9 protein-coding genes and 15 tRNA genes are annotated in these 14926 nt (G+C 46.1%); 6 read left to right on the top strand and 18 right to left on the bottom strand.

The genetic code is table 11. The features are described from left to right. Positions 1-14: 14 nt before the first annotated feature. Together ATB78_RS22885 and tsaE are read right to left on the bottom strand one after the other, a co-directional pair. Positions 15-1745, bottom strand: a complete 1731-nt coding sequence (locus tag ATB78_RS22885; protein WP_061010675.1) for a LysM peptidoglycan-binding domain-containing protein — start codon at positions 1743-1745, stop codon at positions 15-17. Next, positions 1739-2203 carry a tRNA (adenosine(37)-N6)-threonylcarbamoyltransferase complex ATPase subunit type 1 TsaE gene (gene tsaE, locus ATB78_RS22880; RefSeq protein WP_005438321.1) on the bottom strand — a complete coding sequence of 155 codons (465 nt, stop codon included), beginning with the start codon at positions 2201-2203 and terminating at the stop codon, positions 1739-1741. The genes ATB78_RS22885 and tsaE overlap by 7 nt, the downstream gene beginning before the upstream one ends. A gap of 284 nt (positions 2204-2487) precedes the next feature. On the opposite strand from tsaE, the gene queG reads away from it, so the two are divergent. After that, entirely contained in the window at positions 2488-3615 is a 1128-nt protein-coding gene (gene queG, locus ATB78_RS22875; protein WP_061010672.1) for a tRNA epoxyqueuosine(34) reductase QueG, read from the top strand. Between the two features lie 528 nt (positions 3616-4143). Here the strand turns inward: queG and ATB78_RS22870 are convergent. From ATB78_RS22870 to orn, 16 genes are all read right to left on the bottom strand, one after another. Further along, positions 4144-4220: transfer RNA gene (locus ATB78_RS22870), tRNA-Met, on the bottom strand. Positions 4221-4375: 155 nt separating this feature from the next. Continuing rightward, positions 4376-4451, bottom strand: a tRNA-Gly gene (locus ATB78_RS22865). A gap of 34 nt (positions 4452-4485) precedes the next feature. Further along, positions 4486-4561 (bottom strand) — tRNA-Gly (locus ATB78_RS22860). Between the two features lie 34 nt (positions 4562-4595). Next, positions 4596-4671: transfer RNA gene (locus tag ATB78_RS22855), tRNA-Gly, on the bottom strand. Positions 4672-4705: 34 nt separating this feature from the next. Next, positions 4706-4781 (bottom strand) — tRNA-Gly (locus ATB78_RS22850). A gap of 17 nt (positions 4782-4798) precedes the next feature. After that, positions 4799-4875 (bottom strand) — tRNA-Met (locus ATB78_RS22845). A 39-nt stretch (positions 4876-4914) separates the two neighbouring features. Next, a tRNA-Gly gene (locus ATB78_RS22840) sits at positions 4915-4990 on the bottom strand. Positions 4991-5095: 105 nt separating this feature from the next. Continuing rightward, positions 5096-5172, bottom strand: a tRNA-Met gene (locus tag ATB78_RS22835). Between the two features lie 39 nt (positions 5173-5211). Beyond that, positions 5212-5287 (bottom strand) — tRNA-Gly (locus ATB78_RS22830). Between the two features lie 17 nt (positions 5288-5304). Further along, a tRNA-Met gene (locus ATB78_RS22825) sits at positions 5305-5381 on the bottom strand. A 39-nt stretch (positions 5382-5420) separates the two neighbouring features. Beyond that, positions 5421-5496 (bottom strand) — tRNA-Gly (locus ATB78_RS22820). A gap of 18 nt (positions 5497-5514) precedes the next feature. Continuing rightward, a tRNA-Met gene (locus ATB78_RS22815) sits at positions 5515-5591 on the bottom strand. A gap of 42 nt (positions 5592-5633) precedes the next feature. After that, a tRNA-Gly gene (locus ATB78_RS22810) sits at positions 5634-5709 on the bottom strand. A gap of 18 nt (positions 5710-5727) precedes the next feature. Next, positions 5728-5804, bottom strand: a tRNA-Met gene (locus ATB78_RS22805). A gap of 43 nt (positions 5805-5847) precedes the next feature. After that, positions 5848-5923, bottom strand: a tRNA-Gly gene (locus ATB78_RS22800). A gap of 156 nt (positions 5924-6079) precedes the next feature. Then, a complete protein-coding gene (gene orn / locus ATB78_RS22795) occupies positions 6080-6625 on the bottom strand; it encodes an oligoribonuclease (protein ID WP_005448335.1) in 546 nt (181 codons plus the stop codon). Between the two features lie 129 nt (positions 6626-6754). Between orn and rsgA the strand changes: the two genes are divergently transcribed. The 5 genes from rsgA (at position 6755) to ATB78_RS22770 (ending at position 14865) form a co-directional block, all read left to right on the top strand. Continuing rightward, complete coding sequence (gene rsgA / locus ATB78_RS22790; RefSeq protein WP_009707840.1) at positions 6755-7819, top strand: small ribosomal subunit biogenesis GTPase RsgA; 1065 nt, start codon at positions 6755-6757, stop codon at positions 7817-7819. 116 nt (positions 7820-7935) lie between these two features. Further along, a complete protein-coding gene (gene asd, locus ATB78_RS22785; RefSeq protein ID WP_005443754.1) occupies positions 7936-8793 on the top strand; it encodes an archaetidylserine decarboxylase in 858 nt (285 codons plus the stop codon). 261 nt (positions 8794-9054) lie between these two features. After that, positions 9055-11109, top strand: a complete 2055-nt coding sequence (locus tag ATB78_RS22780; protein ID WP_061010670.1) for a carboxypeptidase-like regulatory domain-containing protein — start codon at positions 9055-9057, stop codon at positions 11107-11109. Positions 11110-11282: 173 nt separating this feature from the next. Then, complete coding sequence (locus tag ATB78_RS22775; protein ID WP_005425060.1) at positions 11283-12698, top strand: SLC13 family permease; 1416 nt, start codon at positions 11283-11285, stop codon at positions 12696-12698. Between the two features lie 286 nt (positions 12699-12984). Next, complete coding sequence (locus ATB78_RS22770; RefSeq protein WP_041060860.1) at positions 12985-14865, top strand: methyl-accepting chemotaxis protein; 1881 nt, start codon at positions 12985-12987, stop codon at positions 14863-14865. The last annotated feature ends 61 nt before the right edge of the window (positions 14866-14926 follow it).

Here is a 14926-nt window from a genome sequence, read left to right as displayed (position 1 = left end):
AGTTATCAGCTCACTTATTTGTTTGGAATGATCAGCACCTGCCCAACCGCTAGTTCATCAGAACGTAAGTTGTTCGCCTTACGAATACTTGACACGCTAACGCCATACTTCGATGCAATCTTACCTAGGTATTCACCGCGAGCAACCTTGTGCTTACGGATTGGTTTGTCTTTCACTGCGACAGTGATCTTCAACTTCTGGCCAACCCAAAGCGTATCTGATTTCAGATTGTTCTCACGGCGAATATCCGCAATTTTCACTTTGTAGTGACTGGCAATCTTGCCAAGGAACTCTCCGGATTTAACCGTGTGCGTGATCGTCTCAGTTTCAACGGTATTTGGCTTGTTCGGAATAGAAGCCGACGCCGCACCAGAACCAGGAATTTTCAGTTTTTGACCAACCGCCAAACCACTCGATTTAAGCTTGTTCGCGCTCATGATTGCTTTGGTCGACGTACCGTATTTCTGAGCAATCACAGACAGCGATTCACCACGTTTCACAGTATGAATCGATGGCTTGGCAGAAGACGAGAACACCGTGCCTTCTGGCGGGTTATCTTTCAGATATTGTACAACCGCTTTAGTGATAGCTCGTGCTAACTTGTCTTGGTGCGCACGTTGGAACAATAACTTCTCTTCCGTTGGGTTCGAGATAAAACCGGTTTCAACCAGAACTGAAGGGATTTGCGGAGAACGCAGAACCGCCAAGCTGGTATTGATCGGCTTCGAGTTATGCAAACGAGCAACTTTACCCATCTCGCCAAGAATGTTGGTTGCTAGCTTGTAGCCTTCTTTCTGCGAATGGCTGAACTGAAGATCTAACAATGTTTGGTTCACGTTACGATCATTAGTGTTGCTAACAAACGCCGTACCCGACCCACCAAGCAACTCAGATTGTCTCTCGTGGTTTTCAACCCAACGTGAAATTTCTGTGTTTGCACGACGCGTGTTCAATACGAATACCGAACCACCACGAGGTTTTGGAGAGGTGAACGCATCAGCGTGAATCGAAATCAGCAGGTGAGCATTGTTTTCACGCGCAATCGCCACACGACGGTTGAGGTTAACAAAGTAGTCACCGTTACGAGTCATACGAGTTTTGATACCGGGAACCGCATCTAACTGAGCCGAGATCTTACGAGAAATGCTCAGCACCGCATCCTTTTCATATTTACGACGCGATGGACCGATTGAACCAGGGTCTTCACCACCATGACCAGGGTCGATGACGATAAGAATCTCTTGTGCGCGCTTCACCGAGCTCATGTCTTTACTTGGTGTTGCTGGAGTACTTGGTTTCGGTGTACTGGTTGCTGCTGTCGATGTCTTCGCGCCATGTGGCAAGTCAATAACCAAACGGTGGCCATATTGCCCAGCCGGCGTTGGCTTTAGCGTAAAGAGTTCAGCTTTAACGTTCTTTTTGAGCTCAAATACCAAACGGTATGTACCTTTGCTCGGAGGAGAACTCTTGCGAACCCGCTTTAGAACCGGGCTGTCAGTTACTGTGACAGGCAATTTGGCTTGCATCGTGGTGTTTTTAATATCCACGACTAAGCGGTCTGGTCCAGACAGAGAAAAATAGGAATAATCTGCTTCCGAGCTCAAATCGATGACGACACGAGTCTCATCTGGTGAAGGCCAAACTCGGAAACTTTTTACGACGTTAGCAAATGCTAAATTGGGGATGATAAGGAGAAAAGTGGCGACAAACGCCGCCACTACTCTAAATTTAGGAAGACTCAACATAGCTCCAATCGACTGAGTAACTGCACACCATATTCATTGTTCGCCGTTAGTTCGGCTACACGCTGCTCGCCTTGGTAACGAATGTCCACATCAAGATCTGGTTGTGGCAGCATTCCTTGCCCTTTCTCTGGCCATTCCACCAAACAAATCGCATCATCCGTGAAGTAGTCTCGAATCCCCATGAATTCCAACTCTTCCGGATCCGCCAATCGGTAAAGATCAAAATGGTAAACTTGCCACTTATCTAGCTGATAAGGTTCAACCAAAGTATAGGTCGGGCTTTTTACATTTCCTTGATGGCCAAGAGCACGGACAAAACCACGACTGAAGGTTGTTTTACCCGCACCCAGATCACCGTGCAGATAAATGGTGGTTTGTTGAGAACAAAGCTGAGCCAGTGCGGTGCCTAGTGCTACCGTTTCATGCTCATCTTTAAGATTAAATTGTTTCGTGCTCATTGATGTTTCTCTAACTAATGATCGTTGACTATATAAAAATCAAAAGAACAGGAATAGTAAACTGTGTTGGTTTTGAGAGACAAGCTCTCAAATGTCATATATGCGAAAAAATGACCAAAAAAGACAAATCCTAATTACCTGATTCTATTGAATGCATAAGGAAAATTGCTCATGCCCACGTCAACTTTTGCTGACTTTGTTTCAAAATACTTATCTAGACTTTCTGGTAGCACCAATTCATAAGATCCGGTAAGATCCGCCCCCCTTTATCTCGGTGATAAAACATGAACTTCGAACAACTCGCTCAACAAATCAAAATTTGGGGTAAAGAGCTCGGCTTTCAGAAAGTCGGTATCTGCGATGTTGATCTTAGTGAACATGAAGCGGCTCTGCAAAAATGGCTTGATGCTGGCTATCACGGTTCGATGGATTGGATGGCTCGTCACGGCATGATGAGAGCCAGACCCAGTGAACTTCTACCGGAAACCGTACGTGTTATCAGCGTGCGCATGGACTATCTGCCTCCTAAAGCTAAGTTCGCTTCCAATTTGGCAAACAAAAACCATGCTTACATCAGTCGCTATGCGCTTGGTCGTGATTATCACAAGTTGGTGAGAAAGCAGCTTAATAAACTTGGCAAACTTATTGAGCAAGAAGTCGGACAATATGGCTATCGCCCCTTTGTCGACTCAGCCCCAATCCTTGAACGCCCACTCGCTCAAAAAGCCGGGTTAGGCTGGACAGGTAAGCACTCACTCATTTTAGATAAAGACTGTGGTTCATGGTTCTTCCTTGGCGAATTACTTATCGACTTGCCATTACCCGTGGATGAACCAAGCGTCGATCAATGTGACAAGTGTAAAGCATGTATCACATCCTGTCCGACGCAAGCTATCGTTGACGATAAAATCGTAGATGCACGACGCTGTATCTCTTATCTCACTATCGAATTTGATGGTGTTATCCCTGAAGAGTTCCGTAAACCAATGGGTAACCGTATCTACGGATGCGACGATTGTCAGTTAGTTTGTCCATGGAACCGATACGCGGAAGTTACCGTTCAAGAAGACTTTCACCGCCGTGATAGTTTTGAAGACCCAGATCTCATTACTATGTTCAATTGGGATGAAGCAACGTTCCTTAAACAAATGGAAGGGTCTGCGATCCGCCGAATTGGCCACTTACAATGGTTGCGTAATATTTCTGTCGCACTTGGTAATGCAGAATACAGCCAAGAGGCCATTGACGCCCTAGAGAGTCGTCGTGGTGAAAGTGAATTACTAGATGAACATATCAATTGGGCTCTAGAACAGCAATTCAGCCAATTTCCTACCAATGAATCCGACTCTATCGAGACGAAGAAGAAACGCTTAATCAGAATCGTCGAAAAAGGCCTTCCAAGAGACGCCTAACGCGTAGCTCATATGCAAGAGATTGAAAACACTTTTTACATGTTCAATTCATGACCTTGTTCTCAATTCTGGAATGTGGAAAAAAAGTCAAGACTCGAAAGATTTCAGGGAAGAGAAAAAAGTTAAACACAACCTGAAGAAATGATTAGGATCAAAAAAATACAAATTAATGATCCTGATTTAACGCACCCGATCCGCAATAAAAGCAACTTTCCCTATAAATAACATACACTTACGTGATAAAGAGAAATTTTTATTGTTGTCGAATAAAGAAAAGATCTTTCTTTGCAGCCCTTTAAACCCAAGCTGAAAACACTTTATCAACCAACTTATCCACAGAATGATATATGTGGATAACTCTGTTAGTTAAAGAGCAGAAAGCACTCCGAACACCAGATAATTCGTTGCTCAGACAAGTCGTCTCATGTTTAAAACACAAACGAAATCGTCCGGCATCGACTGATGCGGATTAAAATATGATTTTCAGGGGTTCATGCTTCGCAGCATTATGAAAAGAGCGATGTGAATTGGTTGCGGGAGCCGGATTTGAACCGACGACCTTCGGGTTATGAGCCCGACGAGCTACCAAGCTGCTCCATCCCGCGTCCATGTATCACTGCTTTAAGCAGTAATAAGAATTGGAACGACACACGAAGTTCCCTATCCATAACAGAAAGGCGTAACCTCAACCTTGGTAAGTTTGCTCTGTAAACGAGCGAGTGTCGCAATTCACTGTTAAGCACAATGAAAGCTATCAAATTGGAGCGACACACGAGGTTCGAACTCGTGACCTCAACCTTGGCAAGGTTGCGCTCTACCAACTGAGCTAGTGTCGCATGTCACTGTTAAGCACAATGAGGACTATTAAATTGGAGCGACACACGAGGTTCGAACTCGTGACCTCAACCTTGGCAAGGTTGCGCTCTACCAACTGAGCTAGTGTCGCATGTCACTGTTAAGCACAATGAGGACTATTAAATTGGAGCGACACACGAGGTTCGAACTCGTGACCTCAACCTTGGCAAGGTTGCGCTCTACCAACTGAGCTAGTGTCGCATGTCACTGTTAAGCACAATGAGGACTATTAAATTGGAGCGACACACGAGGTTCGAACTCGTGACCTCAACCTTGGCAAGGTTGCGCTCTACCAACTGAGCTAGTGTCGCATATTCTCAAAGAGAATTGGTTGCGGGAGCCGGATTTGAACCGACGACCTTCGGGTTATGAGCCCGACGAGCTACCAAGCTGCTCCATCCCGCGTCCGTATTTCATTGTTAAGCACAATGAGGGCTATCAAACTGGAGCGACACACGAGGTTCGAACTCGTGACCTCAACCTTGGCAAGGTTGCGCTCTACCAACTGAGCTAGTGTCGCATATTCTCAAAGAGAATTGGTTGCGGAGCCGGGATTTGATCCGGGCGGCGCATCCGTCGACGGCCTGAGGGTTATGATAAATAACGATCAAACTGTCTTGGAATTTGGTTGCGGGAGCCGGATTTGAACCGACGACCTTCGGGTTATGAGCCCGACGAGCTACCAGGCTGCTCCATCCCGCGTCCGTATTTCATTGTTAAGCACAATGAGAGCTTTCAAACTGGAGCGACACACGAGGTTCGAACTCGTGACCTCAACCTTGGCAAGGTTGCGCTCTACCAACTGAGCTAGTGTCGCATATTCTCAAAGAGAATTGGTTGCGGGAGCCGGATTTGAACCGACGACCTTCGGGTTATGAGCCCGACGAGCTACCAAGCTGCTCCATCCCGCGTCCGTATTTCATTGTTAAGCACAATGAGAGCTATCAAACTGGAGCGACACACGAGGTTCGAACTCGTGACCTCAACCTTGGCAAGGTTGCGCTCTACCAACTGAGCTAGTGTCGCATATTCTCAAAAGAGAATTGGTTGCGGGGGCCGGATTTGAACCGACGACCTTCGGGTTATGAGCCCGACGAGCTACCAAGCTGCTCCACCCCGCGTCCGTAATTCACCATTTGAGGCATGATGAAAGCCTTTTAATTTGGAGCGACACACGAGGTTCGAACTCGTGACCTCAACCTTGGCAAGGTTGCGCTCTACCAACTGAGCTAGTGTCGCATATTCTCAAAAGAGAATTGGTTGCGGGAGCCGGATTTGAACCGACGACCTTCGGGTTATGAGCCCGACGAGCTACCAAGCTGCTCCATCCCGCGTCCATAGCTCACCATTTAAGGCATGATGAAAGGCCTTTTAATTTGGAGCGACACACGAGGTTCGAACTCGTGACCTCAACCTTGGCAAGGTTGCGCTCTACCAACTGAGCTAGTGTCGCATCAACAACGTTTCCGTCGTTCAGGGCTGCGAATTATAAGAGCATTTTTTTGTGATGCAAGTCCTTCGTTCAAAAAAACTTTATTTTTTTACCAACAGATGAAAAAGCAAGCAAAACGCTCATTAATTACAACAATTTGGATCGCAGCCTTAACAGTTAGATCTTAAAGATCGTTTCGCGGTAGTACTTTAGCTCAGCAATCGACTCACGGATATCATCCAATGCCAGATGCGTGCCCTGCTTCGAAAAACCGTCTAACACTTCTGGTTTCCAACGGCGAGTCAGTTCTTTTAACGTACTCACGTCCAAATAACGGTAGTGGAAGTATTCTTCCAACTCAGGCATATGCTTGTACAAGAATCGACGGTCCTGACCAATACTGTTACCACAAATTGGAGAAACGCCTTTTGGTACCCATTTCTCAAGGAACTCGATGGTCTGCGCAACGGCATCTTGTTCGGAGACGTCACTGTTGCGAACGCGATCAACCAAACCACTTGCAGTGTGCGTATTGGTACACCAGTCATCCATCTTCGCCAACTCTTCTTCTGGCTGATGAACGGCTAAAACTGGACCTTCAGCTAAAATATTTAGCTCACTATCCGTGACGATAGAAGCAATTTCGATGATTTTGTGCGTTTCAGGATCGAGACCTGTCATCTCTAAATCCACCCAAATCAGGTTTTGATCGCTAAAGGACATGGTTACGCCGCCTATTTGTTTATCGATAAAAGAGGTACTATACCTGAAAATACTTGAAACACGATACTCATGAGTTTGAGCCGAAAGCGTGCTCAATCAGTTGAGTTAACTCACATTAAGTACAAGATTGTGGCAAAAAAGAAAAAGTTAACCAAAGGTCAGGTGCGCCGCGTACGCAGCAACCAACAAAAACGCCTAAAGAAGCAAGAAGAGTCTATCCAGTGGGATGAGAACATGCTAGGCGCAAGTAAACAGGGTCTCGTTATCACTCGTTTCGGTCAGCACGCTGACATCGAAGATCTAGAAACCGGTGAGGTGCAGCGTTGTAACCTTCGTCGTGGTATCGAATCACTGGTGTCTGGTGATCGCGTGCTTTGGCGTGAAGGGCTTGAGTCAATGGCAGGTATATCTGGCGTGGTTGAAGCTGTAGAACCTCGCACATCAATGCTAACTCGCCCTGACTACTACGATGGCTTGAAACCTGTCGCCGCTAACATCGACCAAATGGTGATCGTGTCTTCGGTTTTGCCTGAGCTTTCGCTCAATATCATTGACCGCTACTTGGTGGCGTCAGAAACCCTGAACATCGCACCGCTACTAGTACTCAACAAAATAGACCTACTTGCTGATGAAGATCGAGCGATGTACGAAGAGTGGCTAGAAGAATACAAACGTATTGGCTACAAAGTATTGTTTGTAAGTAAGCAATCAGGCGAGGGCATTGCAGAACTTGAAGAACAACTACGCGACCGTATCAACATCTTCGTTGGGCAATCTGGTGTAGGTAAATCAAGTCTAGTGAACGCGTTAATGCCAGAACTTGAGCAAGAAGTTGAAGAAGGTGAGATCTCTGAGAACTCAGGCTTGGGTCAACACACCACTACAGCTGCTCGCTTGTACCACATCCCTACTGGCGGCGACCTGATCGATTCTCCAGGGGTACGTGAGTTTGGCCTGTGGCACTTAGAAGCAGAAGAAGTGACCAAAGCGTTCGTTGAATTCCGTCCTTATCTTGGTGGGTGTAAGTTCCGCGACTGTAAGCACAACGACGATCCTGGCTGTATCTTGCGAGAAGCCGTGGAAAAAGGCGAAGTGAGTGAAGTTCGTTTTGAAAACTACCATCGCATCCTAGAAAGCATGAGTGAAAACAAAGCAAACCGTCAGTACTCACGCAGCAAGAAAGCGGATCTGTAGCTGAGTTAAGACTGCAACTGTGTAAGAAATCATCACCTAATACTGACAAGCAGATTAAATTTCAGTAACATCACGCGCCCTAAAGCGAGAATCAAACAGAAGTATCGGAATTAAAGATGGACAAGATTAAAGTTGGACTGCAGTACTGGATCCCACAACATGGGTTAACACGCCTAGTGGGTAAACTGGCTTCAGCTGAGGCTGGCGGTCTAACAACAGCAATCATTCGCTGGTTTATCAAACAATACAACGTGAACATGGATGAGGCGAAGCACTCCGATCCTAAACACTTCAAAACCTTCAATGAGTTCTTTGTACGTGAGCTAAAGGAAGGCGCACGCCCAATTGCTGAAGGCGATGCCGTGATTACTCACCCTGCGGACGCGTGTGTAAGCCAATTCGGTCCAATTGAAGACGGCCAGCTTATCCAAGCTAAAGGTCATAACTTCTCGGCACAAGAATTACTTGGCGGTGACGCAAAACTAGCGGAAGAGTTCCAAGACGGTTCTTTCGCAACCTTGTACCTATCACCTCGTGATTACCACCGTGTGCACATGCCATGTGACGGTACACTACGTCAGATGATTTACGTACCTGGTGACCTATTCTCGGTAAACCCACTAACCGCAGAGAACGTACCAAACCTGTTCGCACGTAACGAACGCGTGGTATGTATCTTTGATACTGAGTTTGGTCCAATGGCACAAGTACTGGTTGGTGCAACCATTGTAGGTAGCATCGAGCAAGTATGGGCTGGCACTATCACGCCACCACGTGGAAACTCGGTTTACAAATGGGATTACCCAGCAGAGGGCGATAAAGCGGTTATCTTGAAGAAAGGCGAAGAAATGGGTCGCTTCAAGCTTGGCTCAACCGTTATCAACCTGTTCGCAAAAGATGCAATTGCATTCGATGAAAGCATGGAAAATGGTAAGCCAACCGTAATGGGTACTCCTTACGCGCACCAGCAGTAAGCTTTTCCGCTCAAACTGATTTTAAAGCCTCCGCTCGCGGGGGCTTTTTTGTATCTTAAACCCTATCCCTATCCAAATGTACACAATAACAACGTTACAAAAAAGTTAAGATCGAAGATCAAATAATCAACAAACTAAGTATTCATACGGTTGATACAAACCAAATTGCTTTTTAGAGTGGTTGCTCTTTTGCTTGGGAAATCAAGCATCAATGGAGCAAAAGCTTCATGACAAGGAAGACACACTAACAAGGAATATAAAATGCGATTAACCAAAGTTGGCTTAGCAGTGCTCACTGCTCTTTTGGCTAGCGGCTGTAGCGATGACGACTCGACGTCTTCGGCCTCCGCACCCGCGAAACTTAACTTCTCCATTCAAGGCATTGCAACCGATGCTCCTATCGCTAATGCGCTTATAACAGCAAAAATTGGCGATAGAACCGTTACAACGACGGCAAATGAGACAGGAAACTACTCATTAGATTTCGAATATGACGAAGGCTCGCTGGCGGGGACTGAAATGGTTGAAGTGACAGCAAAAGGTGAAGGTCAACAATCACACATCGAACTCATCGGTCAACTGGGCTCTTTTAACATGTTATTAGAGCAAGCAGGTGACGATAACACGCTGCAGCAAGAGGAATCATCCAGAACCGCCATTACTCAAATTAGCACTGCGATGCACTTTTTAAGTCAGCAATCAGGACAAGAACTTTCCACTGACGAAGCTTTAGTGGCTGCAGAATCGCAAGTTGATGTTGAGGAACTATTGGAAATAAGTGCCATCATCAAAGCTCTGGCTGACAACCCAGATTATACGCCTGAGGAAGAAAGCAGTATTCTGGATATTCTGAGTTCATCAGAAGAAGGGGTCGAAAAGGCGCTTGAAGAGTACTTCGCTAACAATCAACTTTTGGATGAATCAGGCGAGCTTATTCCTGAGTTCTCTAAAGCTATTGAAGAAGCAAAACAACAAACCATCGATGACCCTCTCGTGACTCCAAGCTTTGATGCTGTTGGCCTTGAAGGTACTTACCTTCTGCACAGTTCAGTCGCCAATGGATGGGTTGCGGGGTATGGTGAAGTCATTCGCATTGATGACGAAAACCAAGCCTGGCTAAGTGATTCTCAGACACCTTATCAACTCTCATCAGACAAGGATTCGCACTGGAACCTCACTCCAACAGGAAAGCTCTACATATCTACTTTGAACAGCTCTGAAAACGTTAGTGTTATGTCTGGAGAAGACATCGTTCAACTGTTCGGAGATGAGGCGAAAGAGGTGTTACCAAGTCTCGATACATGGCTGGAGGTGAAGCAAACACTAAGAGGCATCACTCTAACCAAGTTAACTAAAGGCACTGAAAGCAAAGTCGCGACGACATTCACTTACCAACACATTCTTGATGTTCCGGGCTCAGCATCGTTAACTGCCACCACTGAGGTGGATTCAACCGCAGTGTTGAGTAAAACCAATAACGAAAGTGAGATTTGGAAAGAAGCCCCTAGTGGTACATGGGCACTGCCTATCATTGCTGACATGAAAGGAGTCTACGATGAACAGGCACAAGATTACCTCGTTCACCAACAAGTGACGTTAGAAGATAACTCAACTGTTTTAGATTCAGGCGGAGACAATCTAGGAACGTGGCACTTTGAGTCAGGTGAGCTATCGATAAAAGCTTCTGAAGGTTGGGAAGTAACATACTTACCGCATCGCTCTGAGGAGGGCTTGATTAGTGCGTTGGTCACGGTAAGTGTCGACAGTAAAGAGCAAAGCACCATCAATTGGTTAGCACCTTTCTCTCAAGAAGAAAGTACCCTTAAAGATGATTTTCTCCAAGAAATGCCTTATGTACTCGGCGCTTGGGTTAACAGTTGGAAGGCCAGCGAGAGTAATGCAGGGTTGCCGGATATCAATACCGTTTATGGTTATACATTTACACAAAGTGGCCAAGCATCCTGGACTTGGACAAGCTATGACGAAGAAGATAACCCTTACTTCATAACGGAATACACTAGCTTCCAACAATGGGCATCACCTGAAGAGCATCAATACATTCTTAAAGGTACCAGTGACATGTATGGCTACATGAGAGAGCGAGAACGCACATGGACGATAATCAGTACTCTAGAAAATGGACGCCACCTTGTTCTGGAGCAATCAAACATGCGCCAAGGTTACACCGATGATCAAGAGAGCTTTGAGGAAGGCTACTGGATTTTCCCTCGCATCAATGTACTAAAGCCTATTGATCTCTCTACCTATGCAGAGGCTTATCAGCGAAGTAAAGATAAGGGATCTATCCTCGAGTAGATTTTCCTCTTCCCCTAGCCTCCGACGTTATTAATCTTCGGAGGCTTTTTTGACAAAAAGCAAAACTCTGTTCGAAATTTCGCCTCTCTTTTTCAAACTCGTACTTGCCTCTAAGTACCTAAAAGCGCAATCAATTATTCTGCGTTGAGGGATGATTATAAAAGGGGCTGCCAATGCCAAAGATGAGTGCGGACACACTGGTCAAGTTACTGGTGTGTTTTTTGATTCCACTCGGTGTCTTAATGATGCCGATAGATGCCATTCCAATTGACGATCTCACTTTAATTCAACATCGCCTTCTGGCTATTTTTCTTCTTGCTGCACTACTTTGGGTTTTAGAACCGGTTCCAGTATTCGCTACTTCGATTCTTATCATCGCACTTGAATTGATCATGATATCGGACAAGGGATTACACCTATTTCGCAATCCACCAGCGGGACATGATTTGGGTGAGTTGATTGCTTACACCGATATTTTCTCCGCCTTCTCCTCTCCCATCATTATCCTTTTCATGGGTGGTTTCGCACTCGCTATTGCTGCCTCTAAATACGAGCTTGATAACAACCTTGCTCGTGTGCTGCTAAAGCCGTTTGGCACTCAACCTAAGTTCATCATGTTAGGCTTAATGCTGATCACCGCCGTGTTCTCGATGTTTATGTCGAACACTGCAACGACCGTTATGATGCTGGCACTCCTTGGCCCCATTGTTGCTTCAGCACCAAAAGGAGACTTGGGGATCAAAGCGCTGGTTTTGTGTATTCCTATTGCCGCTAATACGGGTGGTATCGCAACGCCAATCGGTACCCCGCCTAACGCGATTGCCTTGCAATATTTAACCGGAGAAAACAGCATTGATTTCTTATCTTGGATGATGATGGGCTTGCCTTTTGTCTTAGTGCAATTGACGCTAGCTTGGTTCTTATTGCAAAAGCTCTTCCCTTCTAGCGAACCAGAAATGAAGCTGCGTCTGGATGGCAAGTTCAAGAAGAGCTGGCGTGCGATCGTGGTTTACGTGACCTTCGCCATGACCATTCTGCTATGGATGACAACCAAAGTGCACGGCATGAATACTTATGTCGTAGCCATTATTCCACTCGCCGTATTCACGCTAACAGGCATCATGGGTAAAGAAGAGCTCAAGCTTATCAACTGGGATGTGTTATGGCTGGTTGCCGGTGGTATCGCCATTGGTATTGCGCTAGATAAAACTGGCTTGGCAGAAGCCCTCGCTCACGCAATAGATTATGAGTCCCTGTCTCCATTTGCGGTCGTCGTTGCCCTATCGATCGTGTGTTGGCTAATGGCAAACTTTATGTCCAACACTGCCACCGCGAACTTGTTGATGCCGATTGCTGCAGCGATTGGGGCCTCTATGCCGAGCCTAGTTGCTATCGGAGGCTTACAAGGTTTGTTGGTTGTGGTCGCCTTCTCGGCATCGCTCGGTATGATTTTACCAGTCTCTACACCACCTAACTCACTCGCTTATTCAACAGGCTTAATTGAAAGCAAAGACATGGCAAAAGTCGGGTTGATTATCGGTTTAGTTGGCCTGTTCATCGTCTATGGCGCTGTGATTATCTTGTTCTAACACACTAACTTCGGGGTGGGTCACGCCACCCCAGACTCTTTCCTTCCAGCACTTTCAACCCATAGCGATATTTACGAAATCCATATCGATTTTCGAATCTAGAAAAATCACTTTTATAATCAACATATTGAATAAAAGTCACGCTATTTATCTCAAGTTTCTACGTAAAACGTCGATAATTTAGCTACAACCTTTCATGTAACTTTCAGTGCTTGAATCGTCTCACACCCTTTGAAGTCACGGCTCGTGACATTGATCTTTTTGTCTGTTTTATGAAGGTAAGGCAATGAGAAATACCATCAAACTTAAAATACAGATTGCGATTGCAGTCATTATCGCCATTGTTAGTGGCGTTCAAGCTTGGGTTTCCGTCAATCAATTACGCGAAGAAACCACTTCTACCCTTAATCGAGAAATTCAAAACATCTCTCAATCGACCAACCGCTACATCAGTGACTGGCTTGCGATTCGTAGCGATATGATGCTCGCGAATGAAAACATCATCGCTGGCACTGATAACGCCGATCGCGAGATGCTACTGACCAAGCGTGCTGGTAAGTTTTTATCGGTCTACGCTGGCTTCTCTGACGGCTCAATTGCCTACGGCGATAAATCTGAATCTTGGCCTTCTGACTATGACCCACGCACTCGCCCTTGGTACCAAGATGCGATGGCGAAATCGGGATTGATCATCACAGAGCCATACCAAGATTTCGATGGCAGCATTGTGGTTAGCTTTGCTAAGGCATTCAATCAAGGTAAAAAAGGTGTACTTGCCGCTGACTTAGCAGTAACTGACATCATCAAAGAAGTCCTTAATATTCAGCTTGATAACGATGGCTTTGCGTTCCTAGTTGATGGCAACAACAACTTAGTGGCTTACAAAGATGAAAAGCTTAGCCAAAAACCGCTGACAGAACTCAACCCAGCCTTAACTCATAGCACGATGATGACGCTGGCCGGTGATGCGAAGCTAGACACCATTCAATGGCCGAGCCAAGGCGACAAGCTGATTTACGTGGCTAAAGTGCCGAACACCGATTGGTCTTTAGGTATCGTGCAAGACAAACAAATGGCGTTTGCGTCTGTCTCTGAGCAGGTGACGTTTACGGCTATCGCTTCTATCGTGCTGTACCTGATTATTGCGGCAATCAGTACTTACATCATCACTCGCCTACTGCAGCCACTTCAAACCCTGTCTGATGCGCTTTCAGAGTTATCACAGGGCGAAGGCGACCTTACTCAACGCATCAAGATCGAGCGCATGGATGAGATTGGTGAACTTGCCACTCACGTGAACCAGTTCCTTGCTCAAATGCAGACCATGTTGAAGAGTATTGTTGAAAACAGTGAGCAACTTTCGGAACAAGCTAATCAAGCAAATGAGCTATCTGCGATGGCTGCGGGTCGTGTTGAACATCAGCAAAATGACGTCAACCAAATTGCTACAGCCATTCATGAGATGTCAGCGACAGCAGCAGAAGTAGCGAGCCACGCAGAGCTAACAGCAAGCGCTTCGCAAAACTCCGCATCTGCTTGTATGGAAGGGCAGAACGTGATCCAGAAAAACCGTGAAGCGATTGTCGAACTGGCTGAACAAGTCAGTGATGCTGCCAGCGTGATTTCAGAGCTAGAAGCAAACACGCAAAGCATCAACCAAATCCTATCGACGATCCAAGGCATTGCCGAACAAACTAACTTGTTGGCACTCAACGCAGCAATTGAAGCGGCTCGTGCCGGTGAGCAAGGTCGTGGTTTTGCCGTAGTTGCCGATGAAGTACGCGTACTTAGCCAACGCACTCATGGTTCAACGGAAGAAATCCGCACCATGATCGAAACATTGCAAAACAACACCAAGCTGGCAGTCAATAGCATGCAAACCAGCACCAGTTTGGCAGATACTAGCGTGGATTATGCTCAGCAAGCACACGACAGCTTAACCAGCATCACCAACTCGATCACTGAGATCAACGACATGGCGATGCAAATCGCAAGCGCTGCAGAAGAGCAACGCGCGGTAAGCGAAGACATCAGCCGCAACACACAAGGCATTAAAGACGATGCCGACATGATTGCCGAACAATCGCTTAAGAGCAGTGAAGGTGCACGCCAGATGTACGATACCGCCAATACCATGCGTGAGAACATCAGTCGCTTTAAAGTGTAACCTTCTTCATCAAAAGCAGCTCCACGAGCTGCTTTTTTATTAGCGATAAGATGCTCTTTTA

Origin of the sequence: Vibrio sp. CUB2, from assembly GCF_001557945.1 — a bacterium.
GTDB lineage: Bacteria > Pseudomonadota > Gammaproteobacteria > Enterobacterales > Vibrionaceae > Vibrio > Vibrio owensii.
Note: the sequence above shows the minus strand (reverse complement) of the source record. Positions and strands in the feature narration are given on the sequence as shown.